General features: G+C 53.7%; 20 protein-coding genes and 1 pseudogene. 16 read left to right on the top strand and 5 right to left on the bottom strand.

Translation table 11 applies throughout. The features are described 5' to 3' along the window. Window positions 1-3 precede the first annotated feature (3 nt). Window positions 4-1,392: an aminotransferase gene (locus tag AB4Y96_RS23960; protein ID WP_441920381.1), complete on the top strand. Its 1,389-nt coding sequence runs from the start codon at window positions 4-6 to the stop codon at window positions 1,390-1,392. A gap of 18 nt (window positions 1,393-1,410) precedes the next feature. Next, window positions 1,411-2,292 (top strand): N-carbamoylputrescine amidase, encoded by an 882-nt coding sequence (gene aguB / locus AB4Y96_RS23955; RefSeq protein ID WP_441920379.1) that lies wholly within the window; start codon window positions 1,411-1,413, stop codon window positions 2,290-2,292. On the opposite strand, the gene AB4Y96_RS23950 is transcribed toward aguB, so the two are convergent. Beyond that, the gene (locus AB4Y96_RS23950) at window positions 2,289-3,185 is read right to left on the bottom strand and encodes a LysR substrate-binding domain-containing protein (protein WP_441920377.1); all 897 of its coding nucleotides are present in this window, start codon (window positions 3,183-3,185) and stop codon (window positions 2,289-2,291) included. The two genes, aguB and AB4Y96_RS23950, sit on opposite strands and share 4 nt — an antisense overlap. A 124-nt stretch (window positions 3,186-3,309) precedes the next feature. Between AB4Y96_RS23950 and AB4Y96_RS23945 the strand changes: the two genes are divergently transcribed. After that, the gene (locus tag AB4Y96_RS23945) at window positions 3,310-4,323 is read left to right on the top strand and encodes an agmatine deiminase family protein (RefSeq protein ID WP_441920376.1); all 1,014 of its coding nucleotides are present in this window, start codon (window positions 3,310-3,312) and stop codon (window positions 4,321-4,323) included. A gap of 119 nt (window positions 4,324-4,442) precedes the next feature. Then, a complete protein-coding gene (locus AB4Y96_RS23940) occupies window positions 4,443-5,177 on the top strand; it encodes a helix-turn-helix transcriptional regulator (RefSeq protein ID WP_441920374.1) in 735 nt (244 codons plus the stop codon). Between the two features lie 2 nt (window positions 5,178-5,179). On the opposite strand, the gene AB4Y96_RS23935 is transcribed toward AB4Y96_RS23940, so the two are convergent. Next, complete coding sequence (locus AB4Y96_RS23935) at window positions 5,180-6,328, bottom strand: helix-turn-helix transcriptional regulator (protein WP_441920373.1); 1,149 nt, start codon at window positions 6,326-6,328, stop codon at window positions 5,180-5,182. A gap of 128 nt (window positions 6,329-6,456) precedes the next feature. On the opposite strand from AB4Y96_RS23935, the gene AB4Y96_RS23930 reads away from it, so the two are divergent. The 7 genes from AB4Y96_RS23930 to AB4Y96_RS23900 all read left to right on the top strand — a co-directional run bounded on the left by AB4Y96_RS23930 (window position 6,457) and on the right by AB4Y96_RS23900 (window position 13,904). Next, complete coding sequence (locus AB4Y96_RS23930; protein WP_441920371.1) at window positions 6,457-7,350, top strand: LysR family transcriptional regulator; 894 nt, start codon at window positions 6,457-6,459, stop codon at window positions 7,348-7,350. Window positions 7,351-7,443: 93 nt separating this feature from the next. Next, window positions 7,444-8,214: a pyrroline-5-carboxylate reductase gene (locus AB4Y96_RS23925; RefSeq protein ID WP_441920369.1), complete on the top strand. Its 771-nt coding sequence runs from the start codon at window positions 7,444-7,446 to the stop codon at window positions 8,212-8,214. Window positions 8,215-8,321: 107 nt separating this feature from the next. Next, on the top strand, window positions 8,322-9,257 hold the full coding sequence (locus AB4Y96_RS23920; RefSeq protein WP_091885678.1) for a LysR family transcriptional regulator: 936 nt from the start codon (window positions 8,322-8,324) through the stop codon (window positions 9,255-9,257). 181 nt (window positions 9,258-9,438) lie between these two features. Continuing rightward, window positions 9,439-10,158: a hypothetical protein gene (locus AB4Y96_RS23915; protein WP_441920367.1), complete on the top strand. Its 720-nt coding sequence runs from the start codon at window positions 9,439-9,441 to the stop codon at window positions 10,156-10,158. Window positions 10,159-10,283: 125 nt separating this feature from the next. Continuing rightward, entirely contained in the window at window positions 10,284-11,600 is a 1,317-nt protein-coding gene (locus AB4Y96_RS23910; RefSeq protein ID WP_441920366.1) for an MFS transporter, read from the top strand. Window positions 11,601-11,642: 42 nt separating this feature from the next. Beyond that, entirely contained in the window at window positions 11,643-12,320 is a 678-nt protein-coding gene (locus AB4Y96_RS23905; RefSeq protein WP_441920364.1) for a DUF2848 domain-containing protein, read from the top strand. 102 nt (window positions 12,321-12,422) lie between these two features. After that, complete coding sequence (locus AB4Y96_RS23900) at window positions 12,423-13,904, top strand: amidase (protein WP_441920362.1); 1,482 nt, start codon at window positions 12,423-12,425, stop codon at window positions 13,902-13,904. 51 nt (window positions 13,905-13,955) lie between these two features. Here AB4Y96_RS23900 and AB4Y96_RS23895 read toward each other — a convergent pair whose 3' ends face one another. Further along, window positions 13,956-14,864 carry a DMT family transporter gene (locus tag AB4Y96_RS23895; RefSeq protein ID WP_441920361.1) on the bottom strand — a complete coding sequence of 303 codons (909 nt, stop codon included), beginning with the start codon at window positions 14,862-14,864 and terminating at the stop codon, window positions 13,956-13,958. A 136-nt stretch (window positions 14,865-15,000) separates the two neighbouring features. Between AB4Y96_RS23895 and AB4Y96_RS23890 the strand changes: the two genes are divergently transcribed. Then, a complete protein-coding gene (locus AB4Y96_RS23890) occupies window positions 15,001-16,008 on the top strand; it encodes a GlxA family transcriptional regulator (RefSeq protein WP_441920359.1) in 1,008 nt (335 codons plus the stop codon). Window positions 16,009-16,068: 60 nt separating this feature from the next. Here the strand turns inward: AB4Y96_RS23890 and AB4Y96_RS23885 are convergent, their stop codons facing one another. Next, complete coding sequence (locus AB4Y96_RS23885) at window positions 16,069-16,533, bottom strand: hypothetical protein (RefSeq protein ID WP_441920358.1); 465 nt, start codon at window positions 16,531-16,533, stop codon at window positions 16,069-16,071. 172 nt (window positions 16,534-16,705) lie between these two features. Between AB4Y96_RS23885 and AB4Y96_RS23880 the strand changes: the two genes are divergently transcribed. From AB4Y96_RS23880 to AB4Y96_RS23865, 4 genes are all read left to right on the top strand, one after another. Beyond that, window positions 16,706-16,861, top strand: a complete 156-nt coding sequence (locus tag AB4Y96_RS23880; RefSeq protein ID WP_175540729.1) for a hypothetical protein — start codon at window positions 16,706-16,708, stop codon at window positions 16,859-16,861. A gap of 216 nt (window positions 16,862-17,077) precedes the next feature. Beyond that, window positions 17,078-18,706: a dihydroxyacetone kinase subunit DhaK gene (locus AB4Y96_RS23875; protein ID WP_441920356.1), complete on the top strand. Its 1,629-nt coding sequence runs from the start codon at window positions 17,078-17,080 to the stop codon at window positions 18,704-18,706. A 147-nt stretch (window positions 18,707-18,853) separates the two neighbouring features. After that, the gene (locus tag AB4Y96_RS23870; RefSeq protein ID WP_441920354.1) at window positions 18,854-19,147 is read left to right on the top strand and encodes an ArsR/SmtB family transcription factor; all 294 of its coding nucleotides are present in this window, start codon (window positions 18,854-18,856) and stop codon (window positions 19,145-19,147) included. Between the two features lie 92 nt (window positions 19,148-19,239). Next, on the top strand, window positions 19,240-20,352 hold the full coding sequence (locus AB4Y96_RS23865; RefSeq protein ID WP_441920353.1) for an alkene reductase: 1,113 nt from the start codon (window positions 19,240-19,242) through the stop codon (window positions 20,350-20,352). A 46-nt stretch (window positions 20,353-20,398) separates the two neighbouring features. On the opposite strand, the pseudogene AB4Y96_RS23860 reads toward AB4Y96_RS23865, so the two are convergent. Then, window positions 20,399-20,690, bottom strand: a pseudogene (locus tag AB4Y96_RS23860) (calcium-binding protein); the annotation flags it as partial.

Here is a 20,690-nt window from a genome sequence, read left to right as displayed (position 1 = left end):
AAAATGACTGCTGTATCAAACCTTAGCCGCTCCAATGACAGAACGTCGTGGGAGAAAGACCGGGATCATGTTCTGCATCCCTATACCGACTTTTCCACCTTTGCCGAAAGCGGTAGCCAGATCATCGAAAAAGCGCAGGGAATGTATGTGACCGATACTCAAGGTCGTAAATTCCTTGATGGTATTGCCGGGCTCTGGTGCGTAAACATTGGCCACGGGCGGGCGGAAATGGCCGATGCCGTGTCGCGCCAGATTCTCGATATGCAGTATTACAATCCCTTTGGTGCATCCTCAAACATACCGGCGGCTGAACTTGGAGCGCGGTTGGCGGAACTTGCTCCGGGCTCACTCAATCATGTCTATTATTCCTGTGGCGGCTCGACGGCCAACGAGATGGCCGTGCGCATTGCGCAATACTATTTTGCCATGAAGGGGATGCCCTTCAAGCGCAAGATCATCTCGCGCAACAATGGGTATCACGGCGGTACATATATTGCGGCCAGTCTGACCGGTATTCATGGAACGAAGTATGGTTTCAATCAGGTTGGTGAGGATTTCATCCATCATGTTTCCGCCGCTGATCTTTATGCCAAACCATCAGGTATGACAGACGAGGCCTATTGCGACTTCCTTGTCAAYGAGTTCGAAAACAGGATTTTACAGCTTGGTCCCAACAACGTAGCCGCGTTTATCGCGGAGCCCATTATGGGGGCGGGCGGGGTTCTTGTGGCGCCCGTGGGATATCACGCGCGAATGCGTGGGGTTTGCGATCGCTACGAGGTTCTCTACATCGCTGATGAGGTCGTCACGGCGTTTGGCCGTCTGGGCGAGTGGTTCGCCTCCGCATCGGTCTATAACTATCAGCCTGACATCATCGTATGCGCCAAGGGGATCACCTCGGGTTACATTCCGCTTGGGGCCACGCTGATCTCTGATGAGATTTACGACGTGATCAGCCGTCCGCAGTGTGAGGGCGGGGTGTTCTCCATGGGGCTGACCTATTTTGGCCACCCGGTTGCCTGTGCTGCGGCGCTGAAGAACATCGAGATCATGGAGCGTGAGGGACTGCTTGCGAATGCAGCGAACACGGGCGCTCATCTGCAGGAAGCTGCGAAGAAGCTTCTGGATTTGGACATTGTCGGGGACGTGCGCGGTCGCGGTCTGATGTTGGGGATCGATCTGGTTACCGATAAGGCAACCAAAGCCCCACTTCCGTCATCTGAAAACGCAGCCGAGCGCATTTTCATGGGATGCATTGAACGCGGCGTCATTGTGCGCCCGGTCGGCAGTCGCATCATTGTATCACCGCCGCTGATCATTGATCGCGCGCAGTGCGATATGATCGTTGCGGCGATAGCAGATGCAATCAAAGATTTCATGGCAGCACGTTAATCGTTAAAGGAGAGACAGATGCGAAAACTGATGGTTGCTGCGACCCAGATGGCATGCAGTGACGATATCGATGATAACATCCAACGGGCCGAAGACCTTGTTCGGCTGGCCGCCGAGGACGGGGCGCAGATCATCCTGCTTCAGGAGCTTTTTCAGACCCCGTATTTTTGCCTTGAACAGCGGCTTGATCATTTTGATCTTGCGCGACCTTTGGCGGATAATCAGGGGGTTGCCCATTTTCGCGCCCTGGCGAAGCAGCTTGGGGTCGTACTGCCGATTTCCTACTTTGAACGGTCAGGGGCGGCTTATTATAATTCGCTGGCAATCATTGATGCTGACGGCGCGTTATTGTGGAACTATCGCAAGACACATATTCCTCAGGCACTCGGATATCAGGAAAAGTTCTATTTCAGCCCTGGTGATACGGGCTTTCGCGCCATCCAGACCAAGTTTGCGCGTATTGGATGCGGCATCTGCTGGGATCAGTGGTTTCCCGAGACGGCCAGATCGCTTGTCCTGAAGGGTGCTGAACTTCTGCTTTTTCCGACCGCCATCGGCAGCGAGCCGTTAAACGCAACGCTTGATTCATCTGGCCATTGGCAGCGGACCATGCAGGGTCACGCAGCAGCAAATATCGTGCCGCTGGTTGCATCCAACAGAATCGGGACGGAGGCAGAGGGGGAGACATCGACGACGTTTTACGGCAGTTCGTTTATAGCCGATCATACTGGGGAAAAGATCGCCGAAACGAATAAAGTCGATGAGACTTACCTCACAGCCAAATTCGATCTGGATGAGATCGAGGCCTATCGCCGTGCCTGGGGTGTGTTTCGGGATCGCCGACCGGAAATGTACACCGCGCTGCGGACTCTGGACGGGCAAAACATCATCGAGCGCTAGAGGTCAGGGGCGTCTGCCTGCGTTATGAACCAGTCCCACAATTCGGTAACTCCGGGGCGTTTCAGGTTACGGGGGTGTGCGAGGAGATAGTAGGAGCGGCTGGAAGGTACTCCATTGCCAAGAGTCACCAGATCGCCGTTCTTAAGCCGCTCGGCTGCAAGACGCATGCTGCCGAGACAAATTCCAAGACCACGGGCGGCGGCATCCAGCACCATGCCGGAATCTGAGAAATTGAGCCCTTTGACGAAGCCGGGCCTTATAACGCCGGCGGCAACGAACCAGTTCTGCCAGTCCTCTTCCTCCTCGTGATGCAGCAATGGGAAGTCCTGCAAGGTGCGCGGGGTAACGGTATCAGGCAAACGCCGCCGCAACTCCGGGGAGCACATTGGCCGTAGTTCATCGCCGAATAACCTGATAGCAACCAGTCCATCCCAACTGCCGCGTCCGCGTGCAATCGCAAAGTCGATCTCCGAGTGTGTGACATCGGGTTCAGAGTCCGAGGTCACCAGCCACGGCTCGATATTAGGCAAGTCGTGCACAAGCGAAGCAACGCGCGGCATGTACCAGCCGGTTGCAAAAGCATAGGGCATCATAATCACGATCGACCCGGGCTTGGTGTAGAAATCCAATCGTCTAATGCCAAGGCGAAGTGTTTCCAACGCTGAAGCTGCGGTTCCTCGTAAATCCCGCCCGGCATCGGTTAGCTCCACCTTGCGGTTAATTCTGTGAAACAGCAACTGTCCCAACTGATTTTCGAGCGCTTTGATCTGATGGCTCACCGCCGATTGAGTCATATTCAATTCGATTGCCGCCAGTGAAAAACTCTCCAGTCTGGCTGCCGCTTCAAAGCCGACCAATGCACCGAGAGGTAGATTTCGATAGGTGGAATGCATGAATATCTCTCATGGAATAGCTGAGAATTTCGCGTTTGAATAACAGAAAATCCTCGGATTAACTAGAGATAGAGCATCAAGACCAATTTAATTGATGAGAAATTTCTATTCAAAGGAAGCGCCAGTGACCAACCAGACGCCACGCCAGGCAGGCTTTAAAATGCCCCCCGAATGGGCCGCACACAAACGTACCTGGATGATGTGGCCATGCCGCGCAGAGATATGGACTGATATTGATGCCACCAGACGCGACTATGCGGCGGTGGCCCATGCAATCCGTGAATTCGAGCCGGTGACAATGTCTGTTCGTCCGGAAGATTTTGCCGGGGCGCGGGCTATGCTTGACGACAATATTGATATCATCAAGGCCGACATTAATGACAGTTGGGCGCGCGATGCTGGTCCGTGCTTTCTGCGCAATGCGGATGGCCAGCGGGCCGGCACGCAATTCCGCTTCAATGCCTGGGGTGGAAAATATCATCCGCATGATGGGGACGCCGGGTTTTCTGCAATTGTTTGCGACACAGCCGATGTGAAGTCATTTACGTCGAACCTCGTCGCTGAGGGCGGCGGCGTCAGTGTTGACGGCGAGGGGACAATCATCACGACCGAGACTTGCTTTCCCAATATCAACCGCAATCCCGGTTGGACCAAGGAGGCAATCGAGAATGAGTTGATGGAGATGCTTGGCGGCGAGAAGGTAATCTGGTTGCCCGGCAATCCTCTGGAAAACGAAACTGATGGCCATGTTGATGGTATTGCCGTTTTCGTCGCTCCCGGTGTTGTTCTGATGGAAAGCCCCGGTACCGAGCCGAACGAATGGAATGATTATATCCAGAAGAACCTTGATGGGATGGAAGGTCAGACGGATGCCAAAGGACGGCGGATCAGGATCGTGACCGTGCCCGAAGCTGTCGAAGCGCCTTCCGATCATCCGAAGTTCTGCCGTTCTTATGTCAATTCCTATCTGGTCAATGGCGGTGTGGTCATGCCCGTTTACGGTGTTGCCTCCGACACGCTGGTGCGCGGCATCTTCCGTTCACTCTTCCCGGAACGCCGTGTGCGTGAAGTGCGGATCGACTCCATTGCCATTGGCGGTGGCGGCATTCACTGTATTACGCAACAAGAACCCGCATGAGTGCGCTTGCCCGACAGGAAAGCATCAACTGGAGTAATCGAATGGACCATTCCACGACCAGCCAGATGACCTATATAGCCAATGCAGTGACAGCGGTCGGTAGTGGCGGCTTTCCGGAGATGCTTGGCAATCTATGTCTGAGCGTGTTCAACTTTGACAGTATTTTTATTTCGGTGTTCTCGCAAGATTTGCCACCGCGTCAGCTCTATTCCAATCTGGATGCCGAAGCGACGCGGCGCACAGTTGGTCCTTATCTAAGCCACGCCTATTTGCTTGACCCGTTTTATGGACTCTTCAAGTCCGATATCGGCAATCGTGTCGTCAGCCTCGAGGAGTGTGCGCCTGATGATTTTAAAACAACCGAATATTACAAAATCTTTTATTCTGAGATTGGCCTGCGTGATGAAGTGACTATTTTCGTTGGTGCCGGGAACGGCACCAGCATTGCTCTATCTCTCGGGCAACGCTACTCCGACGTGCATTGTCCTCCAGAGGCGACTGCGCAACTGGATGCGTTGTTGCCCGTCATCGCGGCACTGTGCCACAAACATTGGCCCAATCTCGATGTTCCTGGCAATCAGGCTTCTCCCGATATGGGACTGGTGTTTGACCGCTTTGGCACCACGAGATTAAGTGCCCGCGAAGCTGAGATCGTGCGGTTGATGCTGAAAGGACATTCAACAAAATCCATTGCTCGTTTGCTCGGCAACAGCCCGGAAACGATCAAGGTTCATCGCAAACGCATCTACGCCAAACTGAAAATTTCCTCTCAGGGTGAGTTGTTCTGCAAGTTTATTGGCGCACAGGCGGCAGCGCCAACAGAGGCGGAAGCGGCTACAATGATGCTTTCATAAACTTAGTCCGGCAACTCGGACCTGATAAGAGCAGGCGCGGTATTCTTGAGTAACGCAACCAATTGGCTTTGCTGATGCGTGCCGGTCTTGTGAAACAGCCGCTCCACATAAGCGCGCGCCGTGGAGTTCTTCAGGTTTGTCATCTTTGCTGCGTCTTTCAGCGAAAGACCTGACGCAATCAGACAAGCCAATCTGGCTTCGGATGGGGTCAGCTTGAAAACAGCGCGGATATGTTCGTTCAGACCTTCTGAATTCGCCATATGTATTTTCTTCATGACGACAGTCGCGCAGTATCCCCTAGTGCCCGTTGGGAAGGACGCATCGAACGCTGGCGCAACTTCCAGAACACAGTCGGCTCCCGCCCCGGTTTCCGAGCTTTTTTCCAATACGATTCGGCCTTCTGAGCCGGTTGTCCCGGCAACCACGGCGTATCCACAGGCTTCGGCAATAAGTTTTCGCAGTGGGCGAAGAATATCGGGCTTGGCTGCAAGAAATCCATCTCGTAGCGTCAAGGCTGTCTCGTCGGTTGTGAGCCAAGCTTTGGCAATATCATTGATTTCAAGAATGCGCAGGTCTGGAGTAACCAGCATTATGCCGAAAGACAGACGTGAAAATGTAGAACGCAAAGCGTTCGCGACTTTTATCTGCTTGTTAATCAGGCTTGCCCGTTCGAAATGCGGAACCAGCAGCTCAAAAATTTCAACATCCTTGTAGTTGCATGTGTCGGGTTTGGCATTACGCTTTATATCAATCAGCATTGCATTGTCAGTTGTACGGTCATCGTATGATCTATCATGGGGATTGTGCGATTTTACCCGCGTCTTGCCAAAGTCGCGGCGGCTATATTGGCTGATATCAAAGATGTTCTTGCCGGAGGAGAGTTTCTCGGAGCCTCTGGCAAAAGAAAAATTGCTCGCGGCTTGAGACTGGTCCAGACCATTGCTGTAATTCGGGAAATAGCCGTGGCCCGGATTGGCTGAAAAGGCATTGCTTGCCAGCTTGTATATGGAGTGATTGGTGACTGGTATGCTAGGGCTGTCCAGAAATTCGCGTATCGTCTTGACCGCAGGATTCCATTGTTCAGGATTGTGGGCAGCCTGATAAATCAGGCCAATCAGTTCAGTAACCTGCGCAAGCGTCGGTTCTATCATGCCCAATCCTTCTGACGGCTAATTCTGTTTGGCGCGCTAAACCTGCCGGCATCCGTTGGAAAAGCGCACCCAACTTTGATATCCAGAGAGGGCGGAACTTAAGCTGGAATTTCAGATCATGAAAATTAATGTTGAAGGTATCTGGCATTATCGTTCATAATGCTGGGATGTCGCGAAATCTGGATATCGACCTTCTCAGAACATTTATGGCGGTTGCTGATCATGGCAGCATGACGGCCGCTGCAAATGCACGTTACCTAACGCAGAGTGCCGTCAGTCAGCAGATCAAGCGATTTGAGGATATGCTCGGATCGCCCCTTTTTGAACGGAATCGCCGTGGTCTTCGACTGACACCCCCGGGCGAACGACTGCTTACCAAGGCACGGCGTATTCTGGCGCTTAATGATGATATCTGGTCGGAGATGACAGCGGATGCTCTGCAGGGCAAAGTCAGACTTGGTTTGCCCTATGATCTCGTCAGCGTCATCACCGTGCCGGTTCTGAAAGCTTATGCCGAAGCTTATCCGCTCGTCGAAGTGTCTTTGATGTGCGCGTCTTCACCTGAATTAACGACTGCGCTGGACAGGCGGGAGGTCGATCTTGTCCTTCTCGAAGAGGAAGTCGATTCAGATCAGGCTGAATACTCGCGTGTGGAGCAGCTTGTCTGGATCGGTGCCAGAAATGGCGGAGCGCATTTGAAGACACCCCTGCCTGTATCGATGGTCGCTGAAACCTGTGCGTTCCGCCCCGCGGTTCTTTCTGCACTCGGGCATCAGGCGCGACCGTGGAGAACAGTCTTCGAGAACGGTAATATTGAGGCGACCATGGCCATGGTGCGGGCTGACCTTGCTATCACAGCATTGTTGACCAGTACGGTTCCGGTGGATCTTCGCATATTGACCGCCGATGACGGCCTTCCTGATCTGCCCCAGTTTTCTATCGGTCTGCATATAGCGAAAGGCAGTGTAACGTCCCCCGTATCCGAAATGGCGAAGTATATTCGCGCTGGCTTGACCGGTTGAGTTGGCATCTGCCCACCTGTTTCAAAGCGTTTGCAAAGCTCGGCGACTGGATTGCATTATGATAGATGGGATACGTCAACACTGCGGGGAATGATGAAGTTAGGTTTTGTAGGATCTGGTGCGATCACCGAGGCAGTTATCACTGGCTTGATGAAATCAAGATCGGATATCAGTGCTGTCGTGGTTTCGCCGCGCAGTGCGCACATCGCATCCCGGCTGGCAGCGAAATTTCCCCTCGTGCGCGTGGGAATGGACAATCAGGATGTGATCGACAGCGCTGATATCGTGTTTCTTGCAATAAGACCGCAAATTGCCGAAGAAGTGATAGCCGAGCTTAGATTTCGCGAACATATGCAGGTCGTGAGCTTTATTGCTGCCGTCCAAATCGAGACACTCGCCAGCTGGATCAAGGTACCAGTCACGATTACCCGGACAATCCCGCTGCCATTCGTGGCTGAGTTACAGGGCGCGACGGCAATCTATCCGCCCAACGACCTGATCGCTGACCTGTTTTCCCCGCTTGGCGTTGCAGTTCAAGCAAAAGACCTCAAGCAGTACAATCTTTTTGGGGCAGCGAGTGCGCTGATGGCCACGTATTTTGGGTTGTTGGAAACAAGCGCCCGTTGGCTTGAAGCGGAAGGAATGTCCTATGATCAGGCGAGCAGCTATTTAAGACAGCTGTTTGGCGGACTGTCCCATGTAACGGGCGCATCGCAGGCGCAATCATTCGAGGAAATGGCGTCTGAGTTTTCGACAAAGGGCGGTCTCAACGAGCAGGTGTTCACTGAATTTATCGACAATGGTGGAACAAAGGCTCTGACACTCGCTCTTGAATCCGTACTCAGGCGCATTGAACAGAGGTGATTGAGCGAAACCTGTTGGCAGTCCGTTGGTCGTCTCGCTTTACTGATGTGAGGTGTGCCGCGTCTTTTTCTACCAGGGCTTAGCTACCCCAATTGGAGACTATCTGTATGAACACGCGATTTCTGGAAGCATTCGTGTGGGTGGCGCGACTGGGCAGTTTCCGTAGTGCGGCTGACCGGCTCAATATGACACAAAGCGCCATTTCCAGCCGTATCGCCTCACTCGAAAGTGAGTTCGGAAAACGCCTGTTCGACCGCGAAGTGCGCGAAGTTCGCATTACAACCGCAGGACGCATGTTGCTCGACTATGCGGAGCGCATCTTGGATCTCTCCCGTGAGATGAATGGGGCATTGGCGCCCGGTGCCAAGCTAACCGGTACCGTACGCATTGGTGCTGTCGAAACCATTCTCTACACTTGGCTCATCCCATTTCTGGAGCGTGTACGTCAGGCGCATGGGGAACTGGAAATCGAACTGACTGCGGAGCCGACGATCCGGCTGCACGAACAGTTGCGGCGAGGGCAGCTTGATATTGCCTTGCAGACCAATGCCATTCTGGGTGACGGAATTCTCAACCAGCGGATGGGAACGATGCCGATGGCGTGGATCGGCAGGCCCGATGACGATTGGGGCGACGGAAGTCCATTGCCTATTGCACGATTTGTCCAACGGCCAGCCATAACAATGTCACGGGGATCGCAGCCTCACGACGCACTTTTGCAGGCTTGCCGGGATGCCGGGATTCAACCCAAACGCGTGCATTGCGTAAGCTCACTTGCTGCAATATCGCGTTTGGTGAGTGCAGGTTTCGGTGCGGCACTTGTGCCTTTGGCGCCTTTCCGTGACGAACTGTCTGCAGGACGATTGGTTGTTATCCCATGCGCCACCCGCATGGTTCAACTGCATCTTATGGCCAGTCTTATGACAGACCCGAGTAGTCAGACAGTCGAGGTCATCGGCGCCATGGCGCGGCAGGAGGCTGCGCAGTATGCGCTCAGTGTAGGCCCTGACTTCGCTATCCCCGGACCCGAGGAAAGCAGATAGAAGCATATATAATTCATAAGCTTAGTCGTTTTCTTTGCTTTGAAAGATGGTTTGTGGAAGCCGAAAATTGATTGCCCGGCTTCAAACAGTTTTATCGATCACTCGTGATCGGAAAAACGCGTTTGACCCAAACTCACTTGTTCGTTGTTCTTTACCTCATCATTATGGAGGCATTGATCAAATGACAGGACCAAACACCGCAACGCAGGAAGAGGCAGTTCCAGCACCGTCGGGTATGCTGTTTGTCTGGTCTGATGTCGACCCTTCGGGCGAAGATGATTATAATCGATGGTATGACCGGGAGCATGTGGAAGAACGTGTGCGCATTCCGGGTTTCAGTTCCGGCACACGGTATCAGATCATTGGTGCGGGTCGCCGTTACCTTGGTCTCTACAGAACAACGTCCCTCGATGTTTTCGCCAGCCCCGCCTACGAGAAAGCCTTCACACGTCAGACCCCATGGTCTGTAACCAATCTGGGCCGGATGATTAATCCGATGCGCCGCGTCTGTTCTGTGACTGCCGAGACCGGATTTGGAACCGGAGCACATCTGGCGGTTCTGCGGCTTGATCGGTTGCCAACTGAAATGGAAACCGTGGCGCTTCGTGGGGCAGGGGCAATTGTTCAGGAGCTGCCGGGTGTTATTTCAACGTCGCTTCTTATTCCGGACACGACCAAATCCACGCCATTGCCCAATGAAGCGAGAGATGGACGTGTTCTCGATCCCATCCTGTTGATTGAGGCCAGCAGCGAAAACGCGGTTCGCGAAGCTGCCGCCAAGGCGAGCAATTTCATCTCACCTGGCACATCCTTGCAAACGGCGTTCCTTGAGTTGCTGTGGCGACTGCAGGCATCCGACTTGTCGTCACATTTGAGCAACATGCAGACCGTCGCTGCTTAAACCGCTCACTTTGGCTTTGGGTCAAGCAAGAAGGATTGAAACTGAAATGTTTCGCACGGCTATCGCAAGGGCGTGCCATCCGACGAACAATCTTACCTAAAAGAAAAACAATAGAGGGGTTATTCATGCAAACTGTAAGCACTGTCGACCACATCCAAGCACCCGCTCATTCCCAAAATCAAACCAAACGGCTGGCCACAGCCAGCATGGTGGGTACCACGCTTGAGTGGTATGATTTCACCATTTATAACACCATGGCGGCGCTGGTATTCAGCCACCTGTTCTTTCCCAATTTCGATCCGTTGGCCGGAACCATCCTCGCCTTTTCGACCTATGCAGTTGGCTATGTGTCGAGGCCCTTGGGCGGCATTATATTTGGTCATCTTGGCGATAAGCTGGGCCGCCGTGCGGTACTGGTGGCAACATTGATCGCAATGGGCCTGACAACCGCTTTGATGGRCCTGCTTCCAACCTATGCATCAATTGGAGCACTCGCGCCGCTGCTTCTGGTTGCACTGCGCTTCCTGCAGGGCGTCGCTCTCGGCGGCGAATGGGCAGGGGCTGTTCTGCTCTCGGTGGAGCATGGCAGGCAAGATCGGCGGGGGCTCAATGCATCATGGACTCAGGTAGGTCCGTCATTTGGGACATTGCTTGGCACAGGTTTGATTGCAGCGATTACTGCGACGATGTCTGACGAGGCATTCCTGGCCTGGGGCTGGCGCATTCCTTTCATCGTCAGCCTTGCTCTGGTCACGTTCGGTCTTTGGGTGAGGAGTGGGGTAGGTGAGTCCCCAATGTTTAAGAGCCTAGAGGAGTCAGCGGCCAAAGCAAAAGCACCTATCAAGGAAGTCCTGAGTCTTCACTGGCGTCGTCTGCTTCTTGCCGGCGGGTCCCGTATCGGGTCTGATGTCCTGTATGGTTTGATCGTCGTCTTTACGCTGACTTACGTTACGACCGTATTGCATCTGCCGCGCTCAATGGCCCTCGTTGCTGTGCTCATTGGCACTGCCTGTAACGCCATAGCCGTGCCTTTCTTTGGAGCCTTGTCAGACCGTTGGGGACGGCGCACGGTTTATGGTCTTGGTACTGCTGGTGCTATTGTTTGGGCGTTTGTGTTTTTTATGCTTCTCGACACGGCGCAACCGCTGATGATCGTTTTAGCTGTCGTTGTCGGATTACTTCTACATGCCGCCATGTACGGGCCACAGGCCTCCTTCGTGATTGAGCAATTTCCGACCAGAGTTCGCTACAGTGGTTCATCCCTCGCCTATACATTTGCGGGGATTGTCGGTGGTGGTTTTGCGCCTTTGATCATCGCGGCATTGTTCCAAAATTATAACCACACCGTCGCAATCTCTCTCTACGTGGCCGGCGCTTTGTGCGTAACGGGTCTTGCCCTGTTGTTTGCCCGTGAAACAGCACACAGGCCACTGGAAGACTAATTGCCCTTTCAACCGGATGATCCAATAAACAGGAGCTTTGTCATGAATGTCCTTTCCTTTGTACTACCTGACGGCCAAGAGTTGCGTGCTCCGATCAACTCTCTCGTCATTGCGGGCTGGGCGGGCCGCAATCTTGCGGCCGTCGAGCACCATATCGAAGAACTCGCGGTGCTGGGTGTTCCCCGGCCTAGCACCGTGCCACTCTATTATCGGGTCGCGGCAGATCAGTTGACGACCGCCTCTGAAGTTGAGGTCCTCGGGCCTGAAAGTTCGGGGGAGGCAGAGATCATGATTTTGTCGTTGGACGGAGAACTCTTCGTTGGTCTTGGATCAGACCATACGGATCGCAAGGTGGAAACTTATTCCGTCGCAGTCTCGAAACAACTTTGTACCAAGCCTGTGGCACGCGCGTTGTGGCGATTTGAAGAGGTGGAAAAGCACTGGGACGAATTACAGCTTCGATCATGGATTACGGTTTCTGGTGAACGCGTTCTCTATCAGGAAGGTAGCGTGGCATCGCTGTTGAATCCCGGGGAATTGATCCGCCGTCATACCGAAAACGCACCCCTGGCGTCCGGAACAGCGATGTTCTGCGGCACCTTGGCAGCGATCGGGGGAATAAGGTCATCAGATCGGTTCGAAATGGAACTGAATGATCCCGTGTTGAAGCGGACAATCAGGCACACATACAATGCGCACGTCTTGCCTATGGTCGCTTGAAGACGATATTGTGAGAGGTTCCTGCCTAGCTCTCTTCTCCCCTACCCAATAAGCTGAAACAATTGGCCGAGCTTATACTCCCACCACCAACACGAGGGGCACATGATGGATAAAGAACGGCGCGCGATCCTTCAGGCAAGTGCTATTGGCGCAGCCATGGCTGGCGTCAATTCTTTCCTTCCCCATGCGCTCGCGCACAATGCTTCTACATCAGGAAACTCCATGCACGATCGATCGATTACGGACCTTTCACGCAGCCTTTCAGAGGGCAAAATCACAAGCCGGCAATTGGTTGACGAAGCGTTGGCCGCGATCAATGACCCTAACGGTGAAGGCAAGCCTTCATTCATCAAGGTTCATGCCGAGAAGGCGAAGCTCGCGGCTGACGCAATCGATGCAAAGCGCAAGCAAGGTCACAAGCTGCCAGTTCTTGCCGGTATCCCCATATCCGTGAAGGATTTGTTTGACGAAGCTGGAGAAACGACACTTGGCGGATCAACGGTGTTGATTGGTCAGCCTGCTGCGACGAAGGATTCCGTTGTTGTCCAGCGTTTGAGAGAGGCGGGGGCTATTATAATTGGCCGTACCAATACGGTCGAATTTGCCTACACAGGTCTTGGCATCAATCCACATTACGGCACTCCCAAAAATGTCTTCGATCGTGCAACCGGACGCATTCCCGGGGGTTCGACGTCAGGGGGCGCCATTTCCGTAACGGACGGAATGGCGGCAGGTGCGATTGGTACGGATACAGGTGGATCACTGCGCATCCCCGCTGCTCTCAATGGCCTTGTCGGCTTCAAGCCGACACAGCGGCGGGTAACACTCGATGGCGTCATGCCGCTTTCAACGTCTTTTGACTCCGCAGGTCCAATTGGATGGACCGTAGAAGATTGCATCCTGCTGGACAGCGTCATCGCGGATCAAAAACTGGCAGCCCCCAAAAGTCTGGCTTTGAAAAATTTGCGGTTTGCTGTGCCGCAGGTTTATTTTCAGAATGACCTTTCGCCTGAAGTGGCAAATGCTTTTCATGCAGCGCTATCGAAATTGTCAGCCGCAGGCGCAAAAATCGTCGAGCTGCCGATGGCTGAATTTGAGATGACGCCCACAATCAATCCCAAAGGAATGATAACGGCCTCGGAAGCCTATGCCTGGCATCGCAAATTCCTGAAGGACGGAGCAGACAAGTACGACCCTCGCGTTCTTGCGCGGATCAAGACTGGTGAAATCATACTGGCCGCCGATTATGTTGATCTGCAAACACTGAGGCGCCAGTTCATACGCAACGTTAATGCTGCTGCTGCGGGTTATGATGCCATGCTGATGCCGACGACGCCAGATATCGCGCCGCCCATCGCTGAAGTCATCAAGGACGACGAGGCCTATTACCGGATCAATGGACGCATGCTGCGCAATCCATCCGCAGTTAACATCTTCGACGGTTGCGCCTTGTCGGTTCCATGCCATGAGGCTGGAAACGCACCGGTTGGACTTATGATCGCTGGAATTCAGAATCAGGACCAGCACATCCTGGCTGTCGGACGATCAGTTGAATCCGTAGTCGGGCCCTCCCGCAGACGGTAATATAGTTCTGCAATGGCTCATGCCTGAGTTGCGACCAGTGCCAGATGTCTCTCACGGTTTATGAGATGGTGGTATCTGGTGAGCCGCTTGTTGTCGTCCAATCTGCAACATCGCGATGCCGGTGAGAATGAGGATAACAGCTGCCAATTCCAGCCAGCCCACTTTCTCACCGGCGATCCAGCCGATGAGCAACGCGACAACCGGTGTGATATAGGTCGAGCCTGACGAGGCAATAGCACCGAGTTTTTCCAGTAAAAAATAGTAAAGCAAAAAGGCAGTTCCGGTTCCTAGAACGCCAAGTCCAACCACAAGGCCGATAGCCGCATGAGAATTCTCTAGTATTCGCCCGATCCCGGAGAAATCAGTCAGCGGGAGAAGGATAATCAAGGCCAACCCCATTTGCCAGGTGACAAGCGCCAGAGGCCGCAAGCTGAGTGGTGACAGAAAGCGGCGGACGTAAACATACGACAATCCAAGGACGATCGCACCTGACAGCATCCATATAACACCTACCAGGTTGACGGGGTTGTTTTCTCCCTCCCAGGGTCTTGTAATCAGAACAATGCCGACAAAGCCTAAAACGACTCCTATCGCCATTAATCTGTTGAATTTCTCAGTTTGCAGAAACAAGAGCGAGGAGATCGAAGTGAACAAGGCTATCGACCCACCCAGCACGCCAGCGATGCCCGAGGGGAGCAACTGTGTACCTTTCACAATCGCAAAGTAGTAAAAAGCAGTTGCCGCAACAGACATGACGAAGAAATGCGGCAGATGGCGCAACTGGCTGCGATCGATCATACCTTTATGCCAAGCCGTGAATGCCAGCGGCAGAAAGCCGAAAAATACTCGCAGAAGGACGATCTGTTCAGGGCTGATAAGGGCGGCAGCCCATTTCATATAGATGAAATTGGAACCCCAGATTAGTCCGAGCGATATGAATGCAGCATAGGTAAGTATCATGGGGCAAATCCAGTAGTTCTGAGGGCGCTCGAAAATTGTCTCCTGAAATCTATTGCTGGATCTGGCGCGCTCGAACAGAATGGATGCGTCAATTACATGTTATGTATGCGACACTTGGCTTGAAGGAAGGGTATTCATGCGTGAGCGCTGGATAACAGGGCCGGGCCGCCCCAATGGTGAGGCTTTGCAACTGTCGGTTGGTTTCATTTTAGCGCGGCACTTCACGCTAAATGCTTTTGCCAATTTCATAGACGTTTTGCGGCTGGCGGCCGACGAAGGAGATCGCAGCCGGCCAATCCGTTGCGCGTGGAGTGTATTGTCCAACACGATGCACCCGGTAGCTTCGAGCAGCGGTGTGATGGTCGAACCGAATGAGCGGCTCGGTGATCCCGGCAAGTTTGACTACATCGCAGTGATAGGCGGGCTGATTGACGAGATTCCCAATCTAAATTCAGAATATTTGCGATATCTTCAACGGGCTGCGGCGGCAAAAGTACCGCTCATCGGCGTCTGTACCGGTGCCTTCATTCTACATCATGCCGGGCTGATGGATGGTTATCGTTGTTGCGTCAGCTGGTTTCACCACGCCGATTTCCTGGAGCAATTTGACGGTCTCCGACCGGTGTCCAACCAGATATTCATTGTCGACCGTGACCGACTTACCTGCCCCGGCGGTGCAAGTGCCGCGCATTTGGCCGCATTCCTGGTGGAAAAGCATATCGGCAAGGCGCCTGCCACCAAAAGCTTGCACATCATGATGATCAACGAGGCTGAGGTGGAAGAATCGCCGCAGCCAAGTCCTGCACTTGATTTCAACACCAGCGATCCCTTTGTAAGGAAAGCACTTTTGTTGCTACAGCAAAGCTTGGATGCGCCGATCTCTGTTAGCCAGATTGCCACGCATCTGGGCATCAGCAAGCGCCGCCTCGAACGGCATTTTAAACGGGTACTCGGGACATCTCCGCAGGCGGCCTTCATAGACATGCGATTGTCGCTGGCGCGTCAACTGATTGAAAATACCGATAAATCATTCACCACTATTGCGATTGAATGCGGCTTCTCCGACTCGTCGCATTTCAGCCGGATGTTTCGCCGCCGCTTCGCGAGTACTCCGCGTGAGTGTCGCAAATCGGCACTGAAATAAACAAACCCATAGAGTTGCAGAGTCAATCAAACGTGGCAAAGGCAGCGACGATCCGGGCTCTTACTGTGGGCCTACCGGGCGGGGTGGATAGACCGCCTGCACGGGCGCCGATTTGGGCGTGGCAAATATCGCGCCTGTTGCCATATTTGAAATGCCAGCGTGGGATTTTACGGTGATCAGCATATCTTCATGCACCCAACCGATCATATCGGTGGCGGGAACCACAATACGATGCCACTTGCCGGTCTTGCTATAAGAGCGCATTTCGCGTCCCTTTTCGACAGTGCCCGCAGGGGCGGACTTATCCCATGCCTTGCTCCGCAAGGTCAGCCTTTCGCGGGCATAAACGACTGATGGCATCATGTTGGGCATATTGATGCCGCGTGGCGTCTGGATGACTGCCTTTTCTGCAGGGCCGATGGACAGATGTGGACGTTGCTCCGGCTGCAGTGGCTGCAGTTCTGCCCGCTGTACGGGCTTTGTCGTTACGGGCTGCACGCCCACAGCGACGGAAGGTCGTGGCACAGGAGCAACCAACGTGAGTGCACGACTGTTTTCTTGTTGAGCGTCGCTTTTTGCAGGCTGTTTTCCTGTTGTCTCAGGCTTTGCAACTGTCGATTGTCCAGTACGTGTAGCTATACGCTCGAATAGGCTGGAGAATGTTGTTTGCGATTTTTTGGGCTGCGTCGCTACCCAGATGCTCAAAGCGCCAACTCCAACGATCACTGCCAGAGCCAATAATGAACCGGTGGAAGACGTGCGCGACGAAGATCGTGAGGATGACCGCTTCGGTGAACGTGACGATGAACGGGTGCTGCGCTTTCTCGTGGCCATATGGATCCTGCCCTTTTGAGCCCGGTGGTGGTCGAGCTAGGTCAAAGTCGTTTTGATAATATTCGCGAGCGCCGAATCGCGTTGTTATCAAACTGACAGGGCTTCCTTGGTATTTCGTTACCGGACCGCAAGCTCCGTGGAAAATCCGGACGAGAGCCTTTAAGGGATATAACCGATATAGGACGAAATTGTACGATGGATGCTGGCGATGTGCGCCTCGCTTAAGGGAGTTTCAATGGCACAGTTTATCAACAAGAGAGAAGATGTCGTCACACAAGCGATTGATGGCATTTTGGCAACCTCGCAGGGTAAACTTACCCGCCTTGATGGCTTTCCGCATATTCGCGTTGTCATTCGCAGCGACTGGGACAAATCCAGGGTCGCCTTGGTTTCGGGTGGAGGTTCTGGTCATGAGCCCGCTCACGCAGGCTTTGTCGGAGCTGGCATGTTAACGGCCGCAGTCTGCGGTGATGTATTTGCGTCCCCGAGTGCGGATGCGGTTCTGGCTGGCATATTGGCAGTGACGGGATCGGCAGGTTGTCTTCTTATCGTCAAGAATTACACCGGCGACCGGCTCAATTTCGGCCTTGCGGCAGAACGCGCGCGCAGCTTCGGGCTGAAGGTGAACATGGTGATCGTCAATGACGATATTGCGCTGCCAGACTTGCCGCAGCCGCGCGGAATAGCCGGTACGCTGTTTGTGCACAAGATTGCCGGTGCGATGGCAGAAAGCGGTGCAACTTTGGAGGCCATCACGCATGCGGCCAAGAGGGTCATTTCCGGTATAAAAAGCATAGGCATGTCGCTTGATACCTGCACAGTTCCCGGATCACCCAAAGAGGACCGTATCCCTGCGGGAATGGCGGAACTCGGTTTGGGCATACACGGCGAAGCGGGCGTAGAGCAGATAGATTACACCGACGCCAAAACGGCGATGGGCGCAGTTGCCAGCAAGCTTGCGGCCCGTATGGACGACGCACCACATGTTGCTCTCATCAATAATCTCGGTGGTACCTCTGTCCTTGAAATGTCGGTACTGGTTCATGAACTGGTCAATTCATCAATTGGCAAGAACATTTCACATGTTGTTGGCCCGGCAGCCATGATGACCTCTCTCGACATGCACGGTTTTTCTGTTTCCGTTTTTCCTGCGGATAAGTCAGATCTCGAGGCATTGGCTGAACTGGTATCGTTAACCGCATGGCCGGGTCTTTCGCGGGTTAAGCCAATTGCTATTGCGGCACTGCCGGATGGCCTGATGCCATTGGCCCCGCTTCCATCCGATCATAAAGAGACGCGGGAATTGCTCATCAGTTGCTGCAATGTGCTCATTTCTGCAGAGCATGATCTGAATGCCTTGGATGCCAAGTCTGGCGACGGAGATACCGGTTCCACGCTGGCGGGTGCGGCAAGGGCGCTGGTCAAAGCGGTTGATCGTTTACCACTATCGGATCATGCGCAACTGTTGCGCGCGATTGGTCTGGAACTTAGCCAAACGATGGGTGGCTCATCGGGTGTTCTTCTTGCCATTTTCTTCACAGCGGCGGGTGACGGTGCATCAAACGGTTTACCCATGCATGAAGCACTGAAAGCCGGATTGCTCCGCATGCAGGAAATTGGTGGGGCACACCTTGGCGACCGGACTATGGTGGATGCCCTTGCTCCTGCGCTGGATGCCCTTGGAGCAAGTTTGCAATCTGGCGCCCATGCGGCGCGGGCAGGGGCCAATCTAACGGCGACACTCGTTCGTGCCAAAGCGGGGCGCGCGGTCTATATCAATGCCAAGCAACTCGAGGGACATATTGATCCGGGTGCTGAGGCCGTGGCTCGATTGTTTGAACATCTGGCGATCAGTCCAACCTGAAATGTCAGAAGCTGTTCTGCTTCTGCATCGTTCACAAGCTGACGTGGTGATTTACCGGACCTACGAATAGAATAAGCGGTCCATCACTATATCGTGTATTAACGATATATATATTGCCTTATCGCGATTCATTCATATCTATCAGGAATGAAAAACGATGAGATCCTTAAAGCTCTTGCCCATCCGGTCCGACTGCAGATTGTGCACTGGTTGAAGAATCCTGAGCATTATTTCTCCAGTCAGGAACACCCTCTTGAGCTGGGCGTGTGTGCCAGCCAGTTCTCACGCTGTGGTCTGTCCCAGTCGGCGGTGTCTGCGCACCTTGCTGTCTTGCAGCGGGCGGAACTGGTTACAATCCGGCGCGTTGGACAATGGGTCTATTACAAGCGCAACGAAGACACGATCGCGTCCTTCCTGCGCGATATGACCGAGATAATCTAGCCAGCATGCCTCCATCTGATCTTGTTGCATCGGTCAGGGCGCCGGTGACAAAGCTCCTCCCAGAAGTTTCGCCCTGAAATGAAAGGTCTTCCATGCCTACTCTTTTTGATCCTATCAAAGTTGGTGATATTGAACTCGCCAATCGTGTTGTTATGGCTCCGCTCACGCGTAACCGATCGCCCAATGCCGTGCCAACCGCGCTTGCTGCAACTTATTATTCCCAGCGTGCAACAGCTGGGTTGTTGATCACCGAGGCAACGGCAATCAGTCATCAGGGACAGGGTTACGCCGATGTTCCGGGCCTTTATGCACCTGATCAGCTGGCAGGCTGGAAAAAGGTGACGGATGCAGTGCATGCAGCTGGCGGTAAGATCGTCGTCCAGATGTGGCATGTGGGCCGTATTTCCCACAATACTCTTCAGCCCGATGGCGCGGCGCCTGTTGCGCCTTCTGCAATTACAGCGAAATCCAAGACATTTCTGATCAATGCGGATGGCAGCGGAACCTTTGCCGAAACCTCGCAGCCGCGCGCGCTTGATCTCGCCGAGCTTCCGGGGATTGTTGAAGACTRTCGGAAAGCGGCCAGAGCGGCTGTTGATGCGGGTTTTGACGGTGTGGAACTTCATGCCGCTAACGGATATCTTCTTGATCAGTTCTTGCGATCCGGCAGCAATCACCGCACTGATGCCTATGGTGGGTCCATCGAAAATCGCGCACGCTTCCTGTTCGAAGTGCTTGACGTCATCACAAAAGAAATTGGTGCGGGACGCACGGGCATTCGGATATCGCCGGTAACACCAGCCAATGATTCATCGGACCCGGAACCTCAGCCACTCTTCACCTATGTGGTGGAAAAGCTTGCCGCCTACAAACTTGCTTACGTCCACATCATCGAAGGTGCTACAGGCGGCCCACGGGATTTCCAGCAGGGCGATAAACCCTTCGATTATATCGCTCTCCGCGCCGCGTACAGGGATGCTGGAGGGCATGCAGCCTGGATGGTCAATAATGCTTACGATCCGGCCCTGGCTGAAACGGTTATTGCAAAGGGTGAGGCTGATCTTGTTGCCTTTGGAAAGCTGCTTCTCGCCAACCCCGATCTCGTTAAACGCCTGCGGGAACGTGCGGATCTTAACAAGCCAGATAACGCCACCTTTTATGGCGGTGGTGCAAAAGGCTACACCGACTATCCAGCATTGCCTTAGAACGCGTATGAAGAGCCCCGGCTTGCGCCGGGGCTCTTCTATCTGCTTAGGCCGCGACGCGGAAATCCGCACTCGTCATGGCCAGTCCGCTGGACACATTGGCAAAGCGAATGGCAGCGGCACTGCCGGTACCATCACTGTCGTATGAGAGTGATCCGTTGCTGCTGTCATACAGGATGCGGTCGGAGGCATCCAAGGCCGACGCACCGATGCGGAAAGCATCTGCCGAGAGTGGCCCACCGGGCGAAAGCCCTGCAAATATTGCCGGGTCCAGCCATATTGTATCGTCGGCCTCGGAGAAATCCGTAATTGTATCGACATTGAGAGCAGCGCTGAGC

The organism is Phyllobacterium sp. TAF24, assembly GCF_052113785.1.
In the GTDB taxonomy this organism is placed as follows: Bacteria; Pseudomonadota; Alphaproteobacteria; order Rhizobiales; family Rhizobiaceae; genus Phyllobacterium.
This window is presented reverse-complemented; position numbering and strand designations above follow the sequence as displayed.

Bases quoted from the DNA above. Each gene is read 5' to 3' on its own strand.
- aguB (WP_441920379.1), top strand. From the start codon at position 1,411: ATGCGAAAACTGATGGTTGCTGCGACCCAGATGGCATGCAGTGACGAT.
- AB4Y96_RS23950 (WP_441920377.1), bottom strand. From the start codon at position 3,185: ATGCATTCCACCTATCGAAATCTACCTCTCGGTGCATTGGTCGGCTTT.
- AB4Y96_RS23940 (WP_441920374.1), top strand. From the start codon at position 4,443: ATGCTTGGCAATCTATGTCTGAGCGTGTTCAACTTTGACAGTATTTTT.
- AB4Y96_RS23935 (WP_441920373.1), bottom strand. From the start codon at position 6,328: ATGATAGAACCGACGCTTGCGCAGGTTACTGAACTGATTGGCCTGATT.
- AB4Y96_RS23930 (WP_441920371.1), top strand. From the start codon at position 6,457: ATGTTGAAGGTATCTGGCATTATCGTTCATAATGCTGGGATGTCGCGA.
- AB4Y96_RS23925 (WP_441920369.1), top strand. From the start codon at position 7,444: ATGAAGTTAGGTTTTGTAGGATCTGGTGCGATCACCGAGGCAGTTATC.
- AB4Y96_RS23920 (WP_091885678.1), top strand. From the start codon at position 8,322: ATGAACACGCGATTTCTGGAAGCATTCGTGTGGGTGGCGCGACTGGGC.
- AB4Y96_RS23915 (WP_441920367.1), top strand. From the start codon at position 9,439: ATGACAGGACCAAACACCGCAACGCAGGAAGAGGCAGTTCCAGCACCG.
- AB4Y96_RS23905 (WP_441920364.1), top strand. From the start codon at position 11,643: ATGAATGTCCTTTCCTTTGTACTACCTGACGGCCAAGAGTTGCGTGCT.
- AB4Y96_RS23900 (WP_441920362.1), top strand. From the start codon at position 12,423: ATGATGGATAAAGAACGGCGCGCGATCCTTCAGGCAAGTGCTATTGGC.
- AB4Y96_RS23895 (WP_441920361.1), bottom strand. From the start codon at position 14,864: ATGATACTTACCTATGCTGCATTCATATCGCTCGGACTAATCTGGGGT.
- AB4Y96_RS23890 (WP_441920359.1), top strand. From the start codon at position 15,001: ATGCGTGAGCGCTGGATAACAGGGCCGGGCCGCCCCAATGGTGAGGCT.
- AB4Y96_RS23880 (WP_175540729.1), top strand. From the start codon at position 16,706: ATGCTCAAAGCGCCAACTCCAACGATCACTGCCAGAGCCAATAATGAA.
- AB4Y96_RS23875 (WP_441920356.1), top strand. From the start codon at position 17,078: ATGGCACAGTTTATCAACAAGAGAGAAGATGTCGTCACACAAGCGATT.
- AB4Y96_RS23870 (WP_441920354.1), top strand. From the start codon at position 18,854: ATGAAAAACGATGAGATCCTTAAAGCTCTTGCCCATCCGGTCCGACTG.